We start from the raw sequence: 18,599 nt of genomic DNA, 5'->3' as shown, positions 1-18,599 counted from the left end.
CTGAGCAAGATCCTGCGGCCCGACGAAACGAGGAAACCTCACGGACGGTCGGTGGACGGATTGCGAAACACCCTTCACGCGTGACCCATCCGGCCTAATCTGGTCGGCGGGCGACTGGTGTCCCGACCGCGTGGGGGCGGGGGATGCCGGTCGAGCACACATGTTCCGGTGCTGCTCACATCGGGACCGCGAGGTGGGGGCCGGGCGATGGTCAATCGTGCATCGACCCTGCGCGCCGAGGAGATCGACGACGATCTCGCCCGGGCGTGGGACGCATTGGTGGTGGGACGGGGAGTCCAGGCAGACGTCTTCGACACGCACGCGTGGGCCTCCTCATGGCTCGCGTCCAGACCGCGGCACGCCGAACACGTGCGCGTGCCCGGCGTGTTCGAGGGCGACCGCCCGCTCGCCCTGCTCCCGGTGGAGCTGGGCTCGGCCGGATGCGCGCGCGAGATCGGCCGGGGTCAACGCGAACGGACACGTGTCGTCATCGGCACCGCGGAGCCCGAACTGCCGATCCTGCAGGGACTCGTGGAGGAGTTCCGGCGCTGCGGCGTCAGGGAGTTGACGCTGCACCGGATGCCCAGCCGAGACCCCGCCACCCACGCCCTGCTCGAGGCGCTGCGCCGAGGCGGATACGCCGTCGACGCGCGCGAGTACATGACCGACATGATCGAGAGCACGCCCGACGGCTGGGCCGGCTACCGCGCCGCGCACCGCGGCTTCGACGGCGCGATCGGCCAGACCTCGCGGCGCGCGGCCCAACTGTGGCCACTGCGCGTCGCGGCCTTCGGCGCACCCGGCACCCCGCCGGTCCCGGCCGGCCTGGCCGACCACGAGGAACTGTTCGACCTGAGCTGGAAGGGCCGGCTCGGCGCGTCCCCGCTGCGCCGCCGGCTGCTCACCCGCGCACTCGACGCGCGCGGAATGGCCCGCCTGTACGTGCTCTACGCCGAGGAACGCGCGATCGCCTCGTGCATGGGAGTACGGATCGGCCCGGTCGTGCACTGGCACACCGTCGCCTACGACCCGGCCGCCGCGATCCTGTCCCCGGGCAACATCGTGCACTGGCGGGCCCAGGAACTCGCCTTCATGGAAGGCCGGTTGGACCTGATCGACCTGCTGCCGGGGGCGAGCCCGCTCAAGGACCGGATCAGCACCGAACGCCCCGCCCTGCTGGATGTGTGCGCGGCCCGGGTGCCCCGCCGGGCGCTGCCGCTGCTGCGCGGCGCCCGCGAGGTGCAACGGGTCGTGCCGATCGCGACCCGGGCCCGCGTCCGGCGACTGCGCGCGCGGATCGCCACCCCCGAGCCCGCGTCGTCCGGACCCGCACTCCGGCTCGAGGCCCGCCCCGCCACCCGTGAACCGGTCCGGCCCAGCCCCGAACTGACCCTCGATCAGCCCACCCTGCGGCTGCTCACCGTGGCCTGCGCCCGCAAGGGCCCCCAGGAGATGCGCGCCGACTGGGGAGCGAACGACCGCTGGTACCGGATCGGCGCCGACCCGCTCGCGGTGGCCCGCGTCGACATCGGCGAGCCCGTACCCACCCTGCGCGAGGTCGTCCGCTACGACCGCGCCTACACGCTGGAGGCGATCGCGCTGATGCTTGCCGACCTGCTCGCATCGCCCGTCCGCTACCTGGACGAGGTGCCCGTGCGCGACCCGCGCCTGTGCTGGCCCCGCGCGTGGGCCGCGGCCGCCGAGACGATCCCCCCGCCGCGCACCGCGATGAGCCGCGCCGAGGGGGTCTGATGCGGGCCCGCCCGATGCACCCCCTGGAGATCGACACGGCGTTCGCGACCGCGTGGGACCGCCTCGTGGCCGCCCGCGGCGTGCACGCCGACCCCTTCGACACACACGCGTGGTTCGCCTCCACGCTGCACGGCCACCACGATCCGGTCGACGAGATCCGGGTCGTGACCCTCCTCGACGACGCCGACCACCCACGCGCGCTGCTGCCGCTGGAGCGGATCGGCACCGACCGGTGGGGCAGCTTCGCCGCGCACCGCCGCCCCCGCTCGCACATCGTCGTACACCCCGACGAGCCGCACGGCGCCGACTCGATCGCGGACGCCCTGGCCCGATCCGGAGTTCGCGAACTGCGCCTGCACCGGATGCCCAGCCGCGACCCGGACACCCACCGACTGATCGCCGGCCTGCGCGCGTGCGGCTACCGCGTGGACGCCCGCGAGAAGGCGTGCGACATGCTCGCCGGCGTCGAGAACGGCTGGGCCGGACACCGCGCCCGCTTCCGCAGCTTCGACCGGTACGCGCAGCGCTTCGCCACCCGGGTCCGCGCCCAGTGGGACCTGACCCTCGACGAGATCGGCGGCGCGCACGCCGCGCACGAACAGGACTTCGACGCGGGCTTCGCGATCTACACCGACCTGTTCGCGCGCAGCTGGAAGGGCCCGCTGGAGACCGCCGCCGCCAACGCCCGCCGCGACCTGATCGCCCGCGCCGGCCGGCACGGCTGGGCCCGGCTGTACATCCTGCGCGTGGACGGCGTGCCGGCCGCGATGCACCTGTGGTTCCGCCTCGGCGATGTCGCGACCTGGCACTCCACCGCGTACGACGAGCGGTTCGCCGCACTCGGCGTCGGCACCGTCGTGCAGTGGCAGGCCCAGGAACGCGTCCTGGACGAACCCTGGCCCGCCGGCTCGACACCGCGCCTGGTCGACCTGATGCCGACCCGCACCCCGCAGAAACTGCGGCTCGCCCCCGAACGCCCCGCGCTGTGGGACATCGAGGCGGTCCGCGACCGGCCGCTGCTCGGCGCGACGCTGTCCGCCCGCGGCTTCGGCCGGGCCACCCGGATGTCGGTCGAGCAGCACCTGCGCGCCCGCCGCCACAAGGTCGCCGGCGCCGACCCCGTCCTGGTCGCCGAACGAGTGATCCCGCCCGCGATCAACCCGCACGGCGAGACCGGGCACAAGCTCGACACCGTCCACGAGGCCGGCGCCGACGCCAACCGCGCGATCGCGCTCGCGTGCGGCCACCGCGGCACCGACGTCGTCGAACAGGGCCGCGGCCGCGGCGAGACCTGGTGGCTGGTCGGCGAATTACCGCACACCCTCGTCCACCTCACCGCCGATCACACCGTGCGCGCCGTCGCCGCCCTCGGCACCGACCGCGCCCACCCACGCCCGTGGCACCCCGAGCAGGCCGCCCGCAGCGTCGCCACCGCACTCGGCGAAACCCTGCGGCTGCACCTGATCGACCCCGCCGGCACCCCCGGCACCGCGCTGAGCCAGGAACCCGAACCGGTCCCGTGGCCGATCGTCCGCACCGCCTCGGCCCGCGCCGGCGCGGCCCGACCCACCGCGAAGGATCAGACCCGATGACCGCGATCAGCGGCGACCGCGTGCGCGCCACACTCAAACGCGGCCTCGCCGCCACCGCCCTGGCCCGCGACCCCGCACCGGGCGCGACGCTGCTCATCTACCACCGCGTCGGCGGCGGCAGCAACGACGAACTCGACCTGCCCGCCGCCGCGTTCCGCGACCAACTCGACCTGCTCCCGCGCGAGCACGTGGTCTCGCTCGACGTCGCCGTCGACCGGCTGGCCGCGGGCGAGAAGACCCCGTCCATCGTGCTCACGTTCGACGACGGCTTCGCCGACGTGTACGCCAACGCCTGGCCGGAACTACGGCGCCGCGCACTGCCGTTCACCCTCTACCTCGCCACCGGCTGCATCGGCGCCGAGATGCGCTGGGAGGGCTCGACCGGAACCAGCGCCGGGTCACCGGCCCTGACCTGGGGTCAGATCACCGAGATGGCGGAGTCGGGCCTGGCCACGATCGGCAACCACACCCGCAGCCACGCCCGCCCCGAGGTGCTCACCGCGACCGAACTCGACGACGCCTCCGACGACATAGAGAGCCGACTCGGAATCCGCCCCGCGCACTTCGCGTACACGTGGGGAATCGCCGTCCCGGACATGGAACACGCGCTGCGCTGCCGCTTCCGCAGCGCCGCCACCGGCGTCCTGGGTCGCAATCTGCCGGGCTGCGACCCGATCAGGCTGCGCCGGGTCCCGGTCCGGCGAACCGACCCGCCCGCGTTCTTCCGCGCCAAACTCGGCGGACGCCTCGCGCAGGAACGCGCGTACGCCGCGGTGGTCAGCCTGGGCAAGAAGGCCGGTGCCCATGCGTGAGTTGCGCGGACCGGGTGGGCGCCCGCTACGCGTCGCCCACCTGACCACGATCGACATGAGCCTGGCCCTGCTGTTGCGCACCGAACTCGAAGAGGACGTCGCGGCCGGATTCGAGACCTTCGGCATCAGCGCGGCCGGCCCCTACGTGCCCGAGATCGAGGCGCTGGGCGTCACCCACGTGCCGCTCGACTCGCTCACCCGAGCCTGGAACCCGCGCAGCGACGCCGCCGCCGGCCTGGAACTCGTGCGCGCACTGCGCCGGTTGCGACCCGACGTGCTGCACACGCACAACCCCAAGACCGGCGTGCTCGGCCGCCTCCTGGGCCGCGCCGCGGGCGTTCCCGTCGTGGTCAACACCTGTCACGGCCTGTGGATCCGCCCCGGCGACCCGTGGGCCCGCCGCGCGTTCGTGCTCGGCACCGAGGGCCTCGCCGCGCGCGCCTCGCACGCGGAGCTGTACCAGAACGCCACCGACCACGCGACGCTGCGCCGAGCCGTACCCGCATGGCGCTCACGCGTGGTCGGCAACGGCACCGATCTCACCCGGTTTCAACCGGACGCCGCCGCCCGCGCGGCGGTTCGCCGCGAACTGGGCGTGGCCGAAGACGAACTGCTCGTGGGCGGAGTCGGGCGGCAGGTCGAGGAAAAGGGCATCCTCGAATACGTGGAAGCGGCCGGACTGCTCGCGGGCAAGGCCCGGTTCATCTGGATCGGACCGGAGGACCCGGACAAACAAGACGCGGTGACCCAGGCCGTGCAGGGCTCGGCGGTCGAGTTCGTCGGGTCCCGATCCGACATGCCCGCGATCTACAACGCGCTCGACGTGTTCGTTCTGCCCTCGCACCGCGAGGGTTTCTCACGATCCGCCATGGAGGCCGCGTCCTGCCGGCTGCCCATGGTGCTCAGCGACATCCGCGGCTGCCGCGAGATCGGCACCCACGGTGAGCATCTGCTCCTGGCACCACCCGGCGAGCCCCGGTCCCTGGCCGCCGCGATCGACCGCCTGATCACCGAACCGGACCTGCGGGCCCGACTCGGCGAGGCGGCCCGCCGGCGCGCACTGGCCGAGTTCGACCAACGCCGCGTCGCGGGGATCTCGATCGACACCTACCGGGCGGTGGCCGCGCGCCGCCGCCTCGGCTGGACCTGAACGACTGGACGCCACATCGACGGTCGGTGAGGGAGACACCGCCGTCGAGGCACCACGACACCGAACGCCGCCACACCAGGGGAGGGGCATGGCATGCGACGAACGTTCGACATCACCGTGGCCGTGCTGGCATTGGTTCTGCTCGGACCGGTCCTGCTCGCGATCTACGTGATGATCCGCACGACCATGGGTGGACCCGTACTGTTTCGCCAGACACGCAGCGGCCTCCGCGGCCGCGACTTCGAGATCCTCAAGTTCCGCACCATGCTCGACCCGCGATTTCCGGACGAACCCGACGCGACCCGGATCACCCGCGCGGGGCAACTCCTGCGCACCACGAGCCTGGACGAACTCCCGCAACTGGTGAACGTGTTGCGCGGACACATGGGCATCATCGGCCCTCGGCCCACGCTGCCGAGCCAGGTCGTGCACTACACCCGGCGCCAGCGCGGCCGGCTCGACGTGCGGCCCGGGCTGACCGGCTGGGCGCAGGTCCAGGGACGCAACGCGCTCAGCTGGCCGGTGCGGATCGAGTACGACCTCTGGTACGTGCGCAACCGCAGCGCCCGGGTCGACCTGGTCATCCTGTGGCGCACGGTCGGCGTGCTGCTGCGCCCGGTCGGCATCACCGCGGCGGGCGGGGTGAACCCGGGCTTCCCGCTGCCGGTCCAGGCACAGGCGTCGGAGGAGGCCGACCATCAGGCGCCCAGGGCCGGAGGGCCGAAGGAGCGGGAATCCTTCCCCATGCCCCGACCCATCGTATGGACATCGCCGATCACGCACTCACCGGTCGACCCGAACCGGCTACTGCCCCCGCAACGCCCGGCCGGCGACTCACTGGCCGAAGAGCTCTCCTGAGCCCACCGCAGCACACGCCGGGCGGGCGTACACAAGCCCGTCCGGCGTCGGCGGACAAGCGGCCCGCAGGCCGGCCGCCGATCCGGACTCGGGACGTCAAAGGATTCGAGGCCGGCGTGCTGCCGATCGTGTCCTCGCGCGGAACAGGTGATACCGGGCTCCGAGATCAATCAGTATCGAAGCAGTCGCACAGGGTCGGAAAGAGTCGGCGGGATATTTCCAAAAAGGGAGTCGGTCATCGATTCCGGTCGCCGAGAAGTGTTTTCCGGGATGGCGATCTGCCGCTCCAAGCCGTCGCCGCGCCACTCGGCACATGCGCTCTGACCTGCACTTGCATCGGGAACGGCGAGGGTCTGTACCCACCTGCGCCGCGGCGGCCCCCCGGACCGCCCCGCCCATCTGTTCGCACTTCACTGGAAAATCCCGTAACGAACTCGAAACGGGATTCCGGCAATCCTGCACGCGGATCGACAAACCTGCGAATCGACGTGACATTCCCCTTGCCTGGGAAATATGTTCGCCCGTGTTGCAGCGATTCCATAAAGTAGACGTCACATCGGTCCGGCGGTACGGATCTGAGGAACTTCTGAGGTTTCCCGCCCGTAGGCCGGATGAAGTTCGCATGGATCGCAAAGACGTCAAATTGCCCAGTACGGACATTCGACGCCCGCTGTTGCGATCGCGTCCGCTACAACGCCCGCTACAACGCCCGCTACAACACCCCGCGGTCCATCCGCGCCCGCAGCTCGGGAGTCGGCATCGCCGTGGTCGCGCCCATCAGCAGCCCGACGGCCACGAGCACCACCGGAAACTCCGCCACGTAGTCCATCGACGCCTGTACGACGAACGCCGTGAACGTCACCGCCCCCACCGCCACCACCGCCGGCGGCTGCGGCGAGCGCCACAACCGCACATACACCCAACCCACCATCGCGACCATGCACAGCGCGCCCGGCACCCCCTGCTCGGCACCCTGGCGCAGCCATAACGAATGCGCCGACCGGACATCCGCGTCCGCGCTCGCGGTCGGACTGTTCGTCACGAACGTGCCCGGACCCGTTCCGCGCGCCGGGAAACGCTCCGTCAGTCGCACGCCGTCGGTCCACAGCTGAACCCGACGCTCGGTCAGCCCCGCCTCGGCGGTACCGCGCAGTCCACCCTCCGACCGGGTGCCGAGCACCCCGAGCACGACCGTGCCCAGGACCACCCCCGTGACACACACCGCCGACACCACCACGACCGTGCTCTTGCGGTACACCGCCGCCGACATCAACGCCGTCAACAGGATCACCAGCGCGCCCACCGCCGCCGCGACCGAGCGGGTCGCGAACGCCGCGAGCACCAACAGCCCGGCCAGCACCAGGATTTCACCGCGCCGCCGATCGGACGCGACCACCAGGCCGGCCAGACACGCGGCGCCCACCGCCTGCGCCACCAGGGCTCCGTCGGCGTTTCCGTAGTCGAGCGGCGGTGCCGTCGCGGTGCCCCCCAACGCGCCCGGCCACAGGACCAGGAGGCCGGTCACGGCACCCGCCACCACCGCGGGGACCACGAGCGCGGAACGGGCCGCCGCGACCCGAGCGGCCACGTAGGCACCGGCCGCCGCCAGCAGCGCGAGGAGGTAGGCCTCGGGCTCACCCGGACGATTCGCCGCCGCCACCAGGGCCCACATCGCGGTGGCGGCCACTACGGCCGTACCGAGGAGATCGAGTCGGGAGAGGTGGCGGGTCGAGCTGCGGACTCGGTGTTCACGTTCGGGGTTGGTGTCGGGGGCCATGAGGGGCTGCTCCTTTTTTGGGCGGCGAAGCCGCCGGCTCCCGAAGCACCACTTTTGCTCCGCTCGCGCTCCACAAAAGTGGCACTTCGCTCGCACGTCGCCGTCCCTCCACTTCGTTCCGGGCCGGCGACGTTGTGGAAAACCTTGCGGCCTCCGGCCGCTCTCCTCGCTGCGCTCGTCGAACGCGGCCCGGAGCGCCACCCCTTTTGGGCGGCGAAGCCGCCGGCTCCCGGAGCGCCACTTTTGTTCCGCTCGCGCTCCACAAAAGTGGCGCTTCGCTCGCACGTCGCCGTTCCTCCACTTCGTTCCGGGCCGGCGACGTTGTGGAAAGGCTTGCGGCCTCCGGCCGCTCTCCTCGCTGCGCTCGTCGAACGGGCGGGGGCGACATCGCCGGTGAGGCCGTCGCACGTCGCCGTGGCTGCCAAGATGTCTCCCATGCCGCTCTATATCTGTGGGGCCGGTGGTGTCGGGCGTGAAGCCCTGGATGCCGCGCTGGCCGCCGGAGTTCCCGTCACCGCGTTCCTCGACGATGCCCGGGCCGGTGAGAAGGTGCGTGGGCTGCCCGTGCTGCGTCCCGGGGAGGTGGCGGCCGGCGACTATCTCGTGGGCATCGCCGATCCTTCGGCACGGGCCCGGCTCGGGCTGCTGTTGGACGAACGTGGACTGCGGGCGGTGACCCTCGTGCATCCTCGGGCCGTGATCTCCCCGGAGACCACCATCGCGCCGGGGTGCCTGATCCAGGCCAACGCGCACATCTCCAGCAGCGTCACCATGGGGCCGCACGCACAGGTCCACTACAACGCCACCATCGGGCACGACGCGGTGCTCGACGCGCGCACCACCGTGTATCCGGGAGCGAACGTCTCCGGCAATGTGCACCTGTGCGCCGATGTCACGGTCGGCAGCAACGCCGTGGTCCTGCAAGGGCTGACCGTCGGGCCGGGGGCGTTCGTGGGTGCCGGTGCCGTGGTCACCAGGGACGTACCGGCCGGGGCCACGATGGTGGGATCACCCGCCCGGCCGCTGCGCACCCGCGACTGAGCCGGCGCCTCAGCCGGCCGTCGCGGGCCGGGACCGGAACCAGGCGACCGTCCGGGCCAGCCCGTCCCGGAGTTCGACCGGTTCGGCCTGCGGAAACAGCGCGCGCAGCCGCGAGCCGTCGGCCTGTGAATCGCGTACGTCGCCAGGGCGCGGGGGCGCGTGCTCGACCTCGACGGGGTGCCCGAGCACGTCGGCCAGCAACGTGATCAGCGCGTTGAGGGAGGTGCGCGAGCCGAACGCGAGATTCACCGGGATGTCCGACACCACGCGCCGCAGGACGGCGTCGATCAGGACCGCGCACACGCTGTCGATGTTGGTGAAGTCGCGCGTCTGTTCGCCTTCGCCCTGGACGGACAGCGGCCGCCCGGCCAACGCCGCGTCGACGAACCGCGGGATCACCGCGGCGTACGCGTGATCGGCCGGCTGTCCCGGCCCGAAGACGTTGAAGAACCTGAACGGCAGCACCGGCAGCCCGTAGCAGTTGCCGTACGCGATCAGGTACGCCTCGGTGGCCAACTTGCCGACCGCGTAAGGGCTCAGCGGCGCCGTGCGCATGTCCTCGCGCTTGGGCAGCTCGCGATTCGCGCCGTACACGGACGACGAGGACGCGGCCACCACGTGGATGTTCCCGGCCCGCCGCGCGGCCTCGAGCACCTCCAGCGTGCCGGTCGCGTTGGCGTGGTGACTCGCCAGCGGCGCCTCCACGGAGCGTGGCACGGACGGCAACGCGGCCAAATGTACGACCGCGTCCGCACCCGCGAACGCCGTGTCCAGCAACCGCGGTTCCAGGATCGAGCCGTGGTGGAACGTCACCTTCAGGCCGTCGAGGCTCGCGAGCGATCCCGTCGACAGGTCGTCCACCACGTGCACGTCGCGCACGACGGCGTGGTCCTGGAGCGCGGCGGCCAGATTCGAGCCGATGAAACCGGCACCGCCGGTGATCACTACCTTCACAAAGTCCCCCCGGACCATCGTGCGGAACCGACTCCGCGAGCGCGGTGCCGGCGTTTCGAGCTCCCCCGGCCCGATCCGATTCCCGGCCGCCCCCGGTTCCCGCACTGTACCCACGGGCTGCTGCACGAGAGGGCAAAACCCGGACAACAGGCAGAACCGTGCGCCACACTTTCCCGTATCTCGGGCCCGGGACACCGCTCAGGGCACCGATGTTGGGGTGGGGGACACTCATGATCATGCCCGGATTACGGCTGCGCAGAGCGACGATTCCGACACTGTTCGCGTTACTTCTCGCGCTCACCGTAGCGACACCGAACGCATCGGAGGCCGGCGCGGGACCGTGCGACGCGCCCGTCGCGAACCCGATCGTGTGCGAGAACAGCAAGACCGGCAACCCGCGTACCGAATGGGACGTGAGCGGCGCCGGGAGCAGTTCCATCCAGGGCTTCTCGACCGACATCAGCGTCAACGCCGGCGGGCAGATCAAGTTCCGGATCGACACCCCCGCCGCCTCGTACCGCATCGACATCTACCGACTCGGTTGGTACAACAACAACGGCGCGCGCAAGGTCTACACGATCCCGGCCTCGGCGGTGACCCCGAAGCAGCAGCCCGACTGCGACACCGACAACCTGACGACCGGCCTGATCGACTGCTCGAACTGGACCGACTCGGCGTCCTGGTCGGTCCCGGCCGACGCGGTCTCGGGCTACTACATCGCCAAACCCACGCGTACGGACGGGACTTCGGGCGCCAGTCAGATCCCGTTCGTGGTCCGCAACGACGCGTCGCACTCGGCGATGCTCGTACAGGCGTCCGACACCACATGGCAGGCGTACAACGAGTACGGCGGCAACAGCCTGTACGAGGGGCAGCCGGTCGGCCGCGCCTACAAGGTCAGCTACAACCGGCCGTTCACCGTGCGCGGCGACAACCCCGAGGACTCGTTGTTCAACGCCGAGTTCCCGATGCTGCGCTTCCTCGAACGCAACGGCTACGACGTCACCTACACGACCGGCGTGGACAGCGACCGGCGCGGCCAACTGATCAAGAACCACAAGGTGTTCGTCTCCGTCGGGCACGACGAATACTGGTCCGCCGGCCAACGCGCCAACGTCGAGGCGGCCCGCGACGCGGGGGTCAACCTCGCGTTCTTCTCCGGCAACGAGGTCTTCTGGAAGACCCGTTGGGAGAACGGCGGCATCAACGGCAACGGGCCCGACCACCGCAACCTCGTGACGTACAAGGACACCCACGCGAACGAGTCGATCGACCCGCTCGGCCCGGCGATGTGGACCGGCACGTGGCGCGACCCGCGCTTTTCCCCGCCCGGTGACGGCGGCCGGCCCGAGAACAACCTCACCGGCACGATCTTCACGGTCAACTGCTGTACCACCGACATGACCGCGAACGGCGCCGACGGCAGACTCCGACTCTGGCGCAACACCCGCCTGGCCACCCTCGGGCTCACCGCGCAGACGACTCTCGGAAGCGGAACCCTCGGCTACGAATGGGACTCCGACCTCGACAACGGTGCCCGGCCCGCGGGCCTGATCCGGATGTCCACGACGGTCAAGTCCGGGATGTCGGTGATCCAGGACCAGGGTTCGACCTACGCCACCGGCAGCGCGACACACAGCCTGACGCTGTACCGCGCACCCAGCGGCGCGCTGGTCTTCGGCGCCGGCACCGTGCAGTGGGCCTGGGGCCTGGACGTGTCCCGCGTCGGCGCCAACGGCACCGTGGACACCGCGATGCAGCAGGCCACCATCAACCTGTTCGCCGACATGGGCGTACAGCCCGGCACCCTGATGAGCGGCATGGTCGCCGCCGGCCAGAGCACCGACACCACCGCGCCCACCTCGACCATCACCGCACCGAGCGCCGGCGGCAGCCTGCCCGCCAACGCGAACGTGACCGTCACCGGCACCGCGGCCGACACCGGCGGCAAGGTCGGCGGCGTCGAGGTCTCGGTGGACAACGGCGCGACCTGGCACCCGGCCACAACCGGCCGGGAGAGCTGGACCTACGTGTTCACCACCGGCGCCGGCGGCTCGATCACGATCAAGTCCCGCGCCACCGACGACAGCGCCCGCACCCAGACCCCGTCCGCCGGCGTCACCGTCACCATCGGCGGCCCACCGCAACCGGTCGTCTGCCCGTGCACGATGTGGACGCCGAGCGACCAACCCACCGCCGGCCCCGACCCGGACACCGTCTCCACCGAACTGGGCGTCAAGTTCCAGCCCGACCGAGCCGGCTTCGTCACCGGCATCCGGTTCTGGAAGGACGCGTCCAACACCGGCACACACACCGGGACCCTGTGGAACGCGGCCACCCAACAACCGCTCGCCACCGCGACCTTCACCGGCGAAACGGCGTCCGGTTGGCAGCAGGTGACGTTCAATCAGCCCGTCCCGGTCACCGCGGGCACCACATACGTGGCGTCCTACCAGGCACCCAACGGCAGATACACCGCCGACCAGGGCGGCCTGACCACGGCCCACATCCGCGGCCCGCTCACCGCGCTCGCGAGCGGCCCGGCAGGCGGCAACGGCGTGTACCGCTACGGCACCGGGTTCCCGAACTCGTCCTGGAACGACTCCAACTTCTGGGTCGACGCGGTCTTCACCACCACCGGTACACCGCCCACCGGCACCCCGCCGGTGGTCACCGCGACCACCCCGGTGAACGCGGCGACCTCGGTCGCGGTGGGCACCACCGTCACCGCGACCTTCGACGAGGCCGTCCAACCCGCGACCATCGCGTGGTCGGTCACCAGGCCCGACACCACGACCGTGGCCGGCACCGCGACCTACAACGCGGCGACGAGGACAGCCACGTTCGACCCGACGGCCGACCTCGCCGCGGGCACCGTGTACACCGTCAACCTCACCGGCGCCCAGGACACCGAGGGCACCCCGATGGCCGCCAGAAACTGGTCGTTCACGACGGCCGGCGGCACCCCGCCGCCCACGTGCAACCCGTCGTGCACGATCTGGCCCGCCGGCGCGACACCGGCCGTACCCGCCGACAGCGACACCGGCGGCGTCGAACTCGGCGTCAAGTTCACCAGCACGGTGCCGGGCAAGATCACCGGCCTGCGGTTCTACAAGGGCCCGGGCAACAGCGGCACGCACACCGGGACCCTGTGGTCCTCCACCGGCACGCCGCTGGCCACCGCGACCTTCACCGGCGAGACCGGGTCCGGCTGGCAGCAGGTGACCTTCGCCCAACCGTTCACGATCACCGCGGGGACCACCTACGTGGCCTCCTACTACGCACCCGTGGGCCGCTACTCGTACACCGAAGGCGGCCTGACCACGCAAGCCGGCACCGGCCCGGTCAGGGCCTCCGCGTCGGGACCCGCCGGCGGCAACGGCGTGTACACGTACGGCGCGAGCGGATTCCCGACGAGCACCTGGAACGACAGCAACTACTGGGTGGACGTCGTCTTCACGACGAACTGACCACGAGGCACCGACCACGACGCACCGACCACGACGATCCGATCACGACGATCCGAGCGCGGCAGCACCACCGAGCACACGAACACGGCCGCCGGCGGCACCGAATCGCCGGCGGCCCATCCACCGGGCGGACGACGCGACCCGGATTCATCGCGCCGTCCGCCACGGGACCAACGAACCGACCGTCATGCCATTGAGGAGCACCAACTCGATGAAGGCTGCCCGCTCCGGAACCAGACCGGTCCTTAGGCAACGCAGAGGGACGTGGGCCGGCATCGCGTTCGCCGCGATCGGCGCGTTGCTGTTCACCCTGTTCGCACCGATGAACGTCGCGCAGGCCGTGCCCTGTAGTCCCTGTTCGCTGTTCGGCGGTGCCACCCCCAGTGGCGCCGTCACCGACACCGACGCGGTCGCCGTCGAGGTCGGCGTGCGCTTCAAGCCCGAGGCCGACGGCACGATCACCCAGATCAAGTTCTGGAAGGACGCCGCCAACACGGGGACCCACACCGGAAAGATCTGGAACACCGCCACCGGCACCGCCACTTCCGTCACCTTCAACGGCGAAAGCGCGTCCGGCTGGCAGACCGCGACCTTCGCGGCCCCGATCCCGGTCACCGCGGGCGCCACCTACATCGCGTCCTACGTCGCGCCCGTCGGCCGGTACACGGTCACCGACAACTTCTTCGCGAGCGACTACGACGTCGAACAGTTGATCGCCCCGGCGAGCAACGGCTCGCAGGGCAACGGCGTGTACACGTACAACCCCGGCAGCGGCATGCCGACCGACTCCTACCAGGCCGGCAACTACTGGGTGGACGTGTCCTTCGTCCCCGGTGCCGACACCGTCCCGCCGACCGTCACCCAGACCGTCCCGGCCCACCTCGCCACCGGCGTCGCGACCGCCGCGGTCCTGTCGGCGACGTTCAACGAACCGGTCCAACCCGCCACCGTGCAGTGGGCGGTCACCAAGACCGGCGGCCCGGCCGTCGCGGGCACCCCCGCGTACAGCGGCAACACCGCGACCTTCCAACCCTCCGCACCGCTCGCCGTCTCGACCGGCTACACCGTGACCGTCACCGGCGCCAAGGACGCCGCAGGCAACACGATGGCCGGCAAGTCGTGGTCCTTCACCACCGGCACGGGCTCCTCTCAGTCCGTCGAGACCAGCATCTGGACCGGTCCGGTCAGCCCGAACACACCGACCCAGACCGACAACAACAGCGTCGAGGTCGGCGTCAAGTTCCGCACCACGACCGACGGCGAGATCAAGTCGATCAAGTTCTGGAAGCTCACCGGCAGCACCGGCCCGTACGCGGTCAGCCTGTGGGACAAGAACACCCAGACCCGCCTCGCCACCGTGGCCAACGTGAGCCGCACCGGCAGCGGTTGGCAGACCGTCGACCTGCCCACCCCGATCACCGTGCACGCGGGCGTCACCTACGTCGCCTCGTACTTCGCCCCGAACGGCAACTACGCCTCCAACACCGGCTCGTTCTCACAGGCCGTCGGCAACACGCTGATCACCGCCCTCGCCGACGGCGTCGACGGCGGCAACGGCGTCTACAAGTACAACGCCGGCAGCACGTACCCGACCGACAGCTGGAACGCCAGCAACTACTGGATCGACGTGGTCTTCAGCACCAACGCCGAGGACACCGTCGCCCCCGCGATCACCGGCCAGTCGCCGCTCCCGAACGCCAACGGCGTGCTCTCGGGCATCCAGCCGGCGGTCACCTTCAGCGAGCCGCTCAAGCCCACGGGCCTGGGCTTCGTGCTCAAGCGCAACGGCGTGACGGTCCCCGGCGAGCTGGAACTCGACAACCCCACCGGCCCGACCCAGCTCACCCTCAAGCCGGACGCCGAGCTGTCCTACGGCACGCCGTACACGCTCACCGTCAGCGGGATAAAGGACCAGTCCGACAACGCGATGGCGGACACCACCTGGACCTTCACCACCGGCCAGGCCCCGCCGACCCCGCCGTGCGACGCGCCGAACACCGGCCCGATCCTGGTGATCAAGGCCGACTCCAACCCGTTCAGCTGCTACTACACCGAGATCCTGCGCGCCGAGGGCCTCAACTCGTTCGCGGTCAAGGACGCGACCGCGGTCAACGCCACGGTCCTGAACGGCTATACGACCGTCGTCCTCGGCGACTTCGCGCCGTCGGCGCAACTGGTCACCGACCTCACCACGTGGGTCAACGCGGGCGGCAACCTGATCGCGATGCACCCGCGCGCGGCCCTGGCCGGCCTGCTCGGCCTCGGCACCTCCGGCGGCTTCCAGGCCAACCAGTACATGAAGGTGGACTCCGGCACGGCGCCCGGCGCCGGCATCTACAGCCAGCAGAGCATGCAGTACCACGGCCCCGCCGACGTCTGGACGGTCCAGGGCGGAGCCGGCACCGTCCGCGTCGCCGACCTGTACACCCGTACCGGAGCCTCGCCGGTCGGCCCGGCGGTCACCACCCGCACCGTGGGCAGCGGCACCGCGTCCGCCTTCACGTACGACCTGGCCCGCTCGATCGTGCAGACCCGGCAGGGCAACCCCGCGCAGGCCGGTGTCGAGAACGACAACTTCTCCGACAGCGGCGGCCCGCTCATGCGCGCCGACGACATGTTCTATCCCGACTGGGTCGACCTCAGCCGGGTGCAGGTTCCGCAGGCCGACGAACAGCAGCGCCTGTTCGCCAACCTGATCGAACTCGGCAACCGGGCCAAGGCCCCGATCCCCAGGACCTGGTACCTGCCCGGCAACGCGTCCACCCCGGCGCCCGACCTGCTCAAGGTCGTCATGGTCTCGACCGGTGACAACCACGGCCAGAACCTCAGCGACATGCAGGGCCGCGTCACGCGCTACAACAACAACAGCTCCGACTCGGCCTGCGCGAGCCCGATCGCCGCGCTGCGCGACGCCGCGGTCAAGAACTGGAAATGTATGCGCGGAACCATCTACGTATGGGGACCGGGCCCACAGGGCACCCAGGCGCCATCCGTGTCCGACGTGCAGAACTGGACCGCGCAGGGCTTCGAGATCGCCCGACACGTCGACCAGAACGGCAGCTGCCCGCAATTGCGCGCGGGAGCGTCGCAGACGGAGATCAACGCCGGACTCAGCGCCGTGTACGAGAACAGCCTGGACGACTTCACCCGGTATGCCCCGTTGAAGCCGACCACGAACCGCACGCACTGCCTGACCTGGCCCGACTGGAGCTCGAACGCCGCGATCGCCCGTGCGAAGGGAATCCGGCTCGACACGAACTACTACTACATGCCGGATTACTGGAAGAACACCTGGGGCGGCCCGCTCATGAAGGCGAGCCCGGGATTCTTCACCGGCTCCGGCTTCCCGATGCGGTTCACCGACACCAGCGGTCAGATGATCGATATCTACCAGGGCACGACCCAGATCAACGACGAGTTCCAACAGGTCTATCCCGACACGTTCGACCAGCTCGTCAACAATGCCAACAACGCCGGCTTCTACGGCGCGTTCGTGATGAACAACCACACGGACTCGGCAAGCGCCAACGGCGGCGTCGGCAGCGTCGGCCAGCTCGACATCGAACAGGCGCTGATCGCCTCGGCGAAGGCCAAGGGCGTCCCGATCGTCTCGGCCAAGCAATTGCTCGACTGGACCGACGCCCGGAACGCTTCGACCATCACCGGCCTGAACCGGGTCGGCAACACCGTCACCTTCACGGTCAACCAGAACGCGGCCGCGACGAATCTGATGACGATGCTGCCGACCACGGGCTCGGGCGGCAGCACGCTCACGGGCCTGTCCCGCGGCGGCAACGCGGTGACGTTCCAGAAGACCACGATCAAGGGCATCGAGTACGCCGTCTTCGACGGGACCTCCGGCGCCTACACGGCCACCTACGCCAACGCCGTGGCCCCGCTGATCGCCGAGCCCCAGGCGGCCCCGTCCGCCGACGGCTCGGGCACCCTGAGCTGGCGGACCGACGTCCCCTCGACCACCGAGATGGAGCTGGGCACCAAGCCGGACCAGCTGCCGATCACCCAGAAGAGCGTCGAGGCCGCGGGCGAGCACAAGATCGCCCTGGGCGCGCTCAAGCCCGACACCACCTACTACTACCGACTCACCTCGATGAACGCGAAGGGCGAGCGCACCACCTGGCCCGCCCCGAACACCAAGCCCGCCGAGTTCCGCACCCCCAAGGCCGACCGCAAGGCGCCGGTGATCAGTGACGTCGCGGTCAAGACCTGGCCGGACGGCAGCGCCGACATCACCTGGAAGACCGACAAGCCCACCACGGCGTCGGTGCTCCTGGGCGACAACCCGGCATCGGTCCGCCCGGTGTACGCGGACGCCAAGCAGTCGACCACCGAACACCACGCCAAGCTCGGCCACCTCGGCTCGGGCACGACGTACGCCTTCCGGATCGCGGGCGTCGACGCGGCCGGCAACGAGGGAACGTGGCAGGGCGGCACCGGCAGGAAGAAGGACACCGCCCGCCTGGTGATGCCGAAGCCGGGCGTCGCCGAGACCGGCGCGTTCGACTTCACGAACGGCACGGTGTCCGGGGGAGCGGTGAGCGGCGACAAGCCCGACGCGCTGACCCTGGACAACACCAGGACCGGCTCCTATGTATCGAAGCCGCTGGACGCGGGCCGGATGGTGACGTGGCTCAAGAGCGACTGGCAGGCCGAGGTGCCCAGGGGCACGACGCTGCGGGTATGGACGCGCACGGGTACGACCGCCGCGCCCGACGCGAGCTGGACGCAGTGGAAGGAACTGGCCCGACCGGGCGACACCGTGGGCGGCGCCTCGCGCTTCCTGCAATACAAGGTGGAGCTCACCGGCGACGGCCGAGCACTGCCGACACTGAAGGGCATCGGCTTCACCCACGACGGCAAGGTCACGACCACGCCGCCGGTGATGGAGGCGGGCCCGAACACGGCGCCGGACAAGCCGAGCAAGGGCCGCTGACGACCGGCTGAGACCCACGCGGACACCCGGAACGGCCGGGCCCGGAGCGGATTTTGCGCTCCGGGCCCGGCCGTGTACTGTTGCGAAGTCCGCCCGGGAGGCGAGCAAATCCATGATCACCGATTAGGCGATCGGGAATGTGCTCCGCTAAAGTCTGCGGGCGCCGCCGAAAGCCTCGAAAATGCAAATTCTCGATGCCTGAAGCGGTGGGCGAAGCAGGCCGTAAGGACTGCTAAGCTCGA

Annotated in this window: 10 protein-coding genes; 8 read left to right on the top strand and 2 right to left on the bottom strand. The window is 70.6% G+C overall.

Annotated elements, in window-relative coordinates; genetic code table 11:
- Window positions 1-207 precede the first annotated feature (207 nt).
- The 5 genes from OG928_RS05985 to OG928_RS05965 all read left to right on the top strand — a co-directional run bounded on the left by OG928_RS05985 (window position 208) and on the right by OG928_RS05965 (window position 6,164).
- On the top strand, window positions 208-1,752 hold the full coding sequence (locus OG928_RS05985; protein WP_406280266.1) for a GNAT family N-acetyltransferase: 1,545 nt from the start codon (window positions 208-210) through the stop codon (window positions 1,750-1,752).
- Window positions 1,752-3,344: a GNAT family N-acetyltransferase gene (locus tag OG928_RS05980; protein ID WP_406280264.1), complete on the top strand. Its 1,593-nt coding sequence runs from the start codon at window positions 1,752-1,754 to the stop codon at window positions 3,342-3,344. The genes OG928_RS05985 and OG928_RS05980 overlap by 1 nt, the downstream gene beginning before the upstream one ends.
- Window positions 3,341-4,156 (top strand): polysaccharide deacetylase family protein, encoded by an 816-nt coding sequence (locus OG928_RS05975; protein ID WP_406280262.1) that lies wholly within the window; start codon window positions 3,341-3,343, stop codon window positions 4,154-4,156. The genes OG928_RS05980 and OG928_RS05975 overlap by 4 nt, the downstream gene beginning before the upstream one ends.
- A complete protein-coding gene (locus OG928_RS05970) occupies window positions 4,149-5,306 on the top strand; it encodes a glycosyltransferase family 4 protein (RefSeq protein ID WP_406280260.1) in 1,158 nt (385 codons plus the stop codon). Before OG928_RS05975 ends, OG928_RS05970 begins: the two co-directional genes overlap by 8 nt.
- 93 nt (window positions 5,307-5,399) lie before the next feature.
- Window positions 5,400-6,164 (top strand): sugar transferase, encoded by a 765-nt coding sequence (locus tag OG928_RS05965; protein ID WP_406280258.1) that lies wholly within the window; start codon window positions 5,400-5,402, stop codon window positions 6,162-6,164.
- A 712-nt stretch (window positions 6,165-6,876) separates the two neighbouring features.
- Here the strand turns inward: OG928_RS05965 and OG928_RS05960 are convergent.
- A complete protein-coding gene (locus OG928_RS05960) occupies window positions 6,877-7,941 on the bottom strand; it encodes an O-antigen ligase family protein (protein WP_406280256.1) in 1,065 nt (354 codons plus the stop codon).
- A gap of 435 nt (window positions 7,942-8,376) precedes the next feature.
- Here OG928_RS05960 and OG928_RS05955 point away from each other — a divergent pair, with 435 nt between their 5' ends.
- Window positions 8,377-8,982 carry a NeuD/PglB/VioB family sugar acetyltransferase gene (locus tag OG928_RS05955; RefSeq protein WP_406280254.1) on the top strand — a complete coding sequence of 202 codons (606 nt, stop codon included), beginning with the start codon at window positions 8,377-8,379 and terminating at the stop codon, window positions 8,980-8,982.
- 9 nt (window positions 8,983-8,991) lie between these two features.
- Here OG928_RS05955 and OG928_RS05950 read toward each other — a convergent pair whose 3' ends face one another.
- A complete protein-coding gene (locus OG928_RS05950; protein WP_406280252.1) occupies window positions 8,992-9,936 on the bottom strand; it encodes an NAD-dependent epimerase/dehydratase family protein in 945 nt (314 codons plus the stop codon).
- 236 nt (window positions 9,937-10,172) lie between these two features.
- Here OG928_RS05950 and OG928_RS05945 point away from each other — a divergent pair, with 236 nt between their 5' ends.
- Both OG928_RS05945 and OG928_RS05940 read left to right on the top strand, forming a co-directional pair.
- Window positions 10,173-13,406 carry a N,N-dimethylformamidase beta subunit family domain-containing protein gene (locus OG928_RS05945; RefSeq protein WP_406280250.1) on the top strand — a complete coding sequence of 1,078 codons (3,234 nt, stop codon included), beginning with the start codon at window positions 10,173-10,175 and terminating at the stop codon, window positions 13,404-13,406.
- A 211-nt stretch (window positions 13,407-13,617) separates the two neighbouring features.
- Window positions 13,618-18,357 carry a DUF4082 domain-containing protein gene (locus OG928_RS05940; RefSeq protein ID WP_406280248.1) on the top strand — a complete coding sequence of 1,580 codons (4,740 nt, stop codon included), beginning with the start codon at window positions 13,618-13,620 and terminating at the stop codon, window positions 18,355-18,357.
- The last annotated feature ends 242 nt before the right edge of the window (window positions 18,358-18,599 follow it).

It is taken from the genome of Embleya sp. NBC_00896, assembly GCF_045207785.1.
Lineage (GTDB): Bacteria > Actinomycetota > Actinomycetes > Streptomycetales > Streptomycetaceae > Embleya.
The sequence above is the reverse complement of the archived record's forward strand: the minus strand, read 5'-3'. Positions and strand labels throughout refer to the sequence as shown.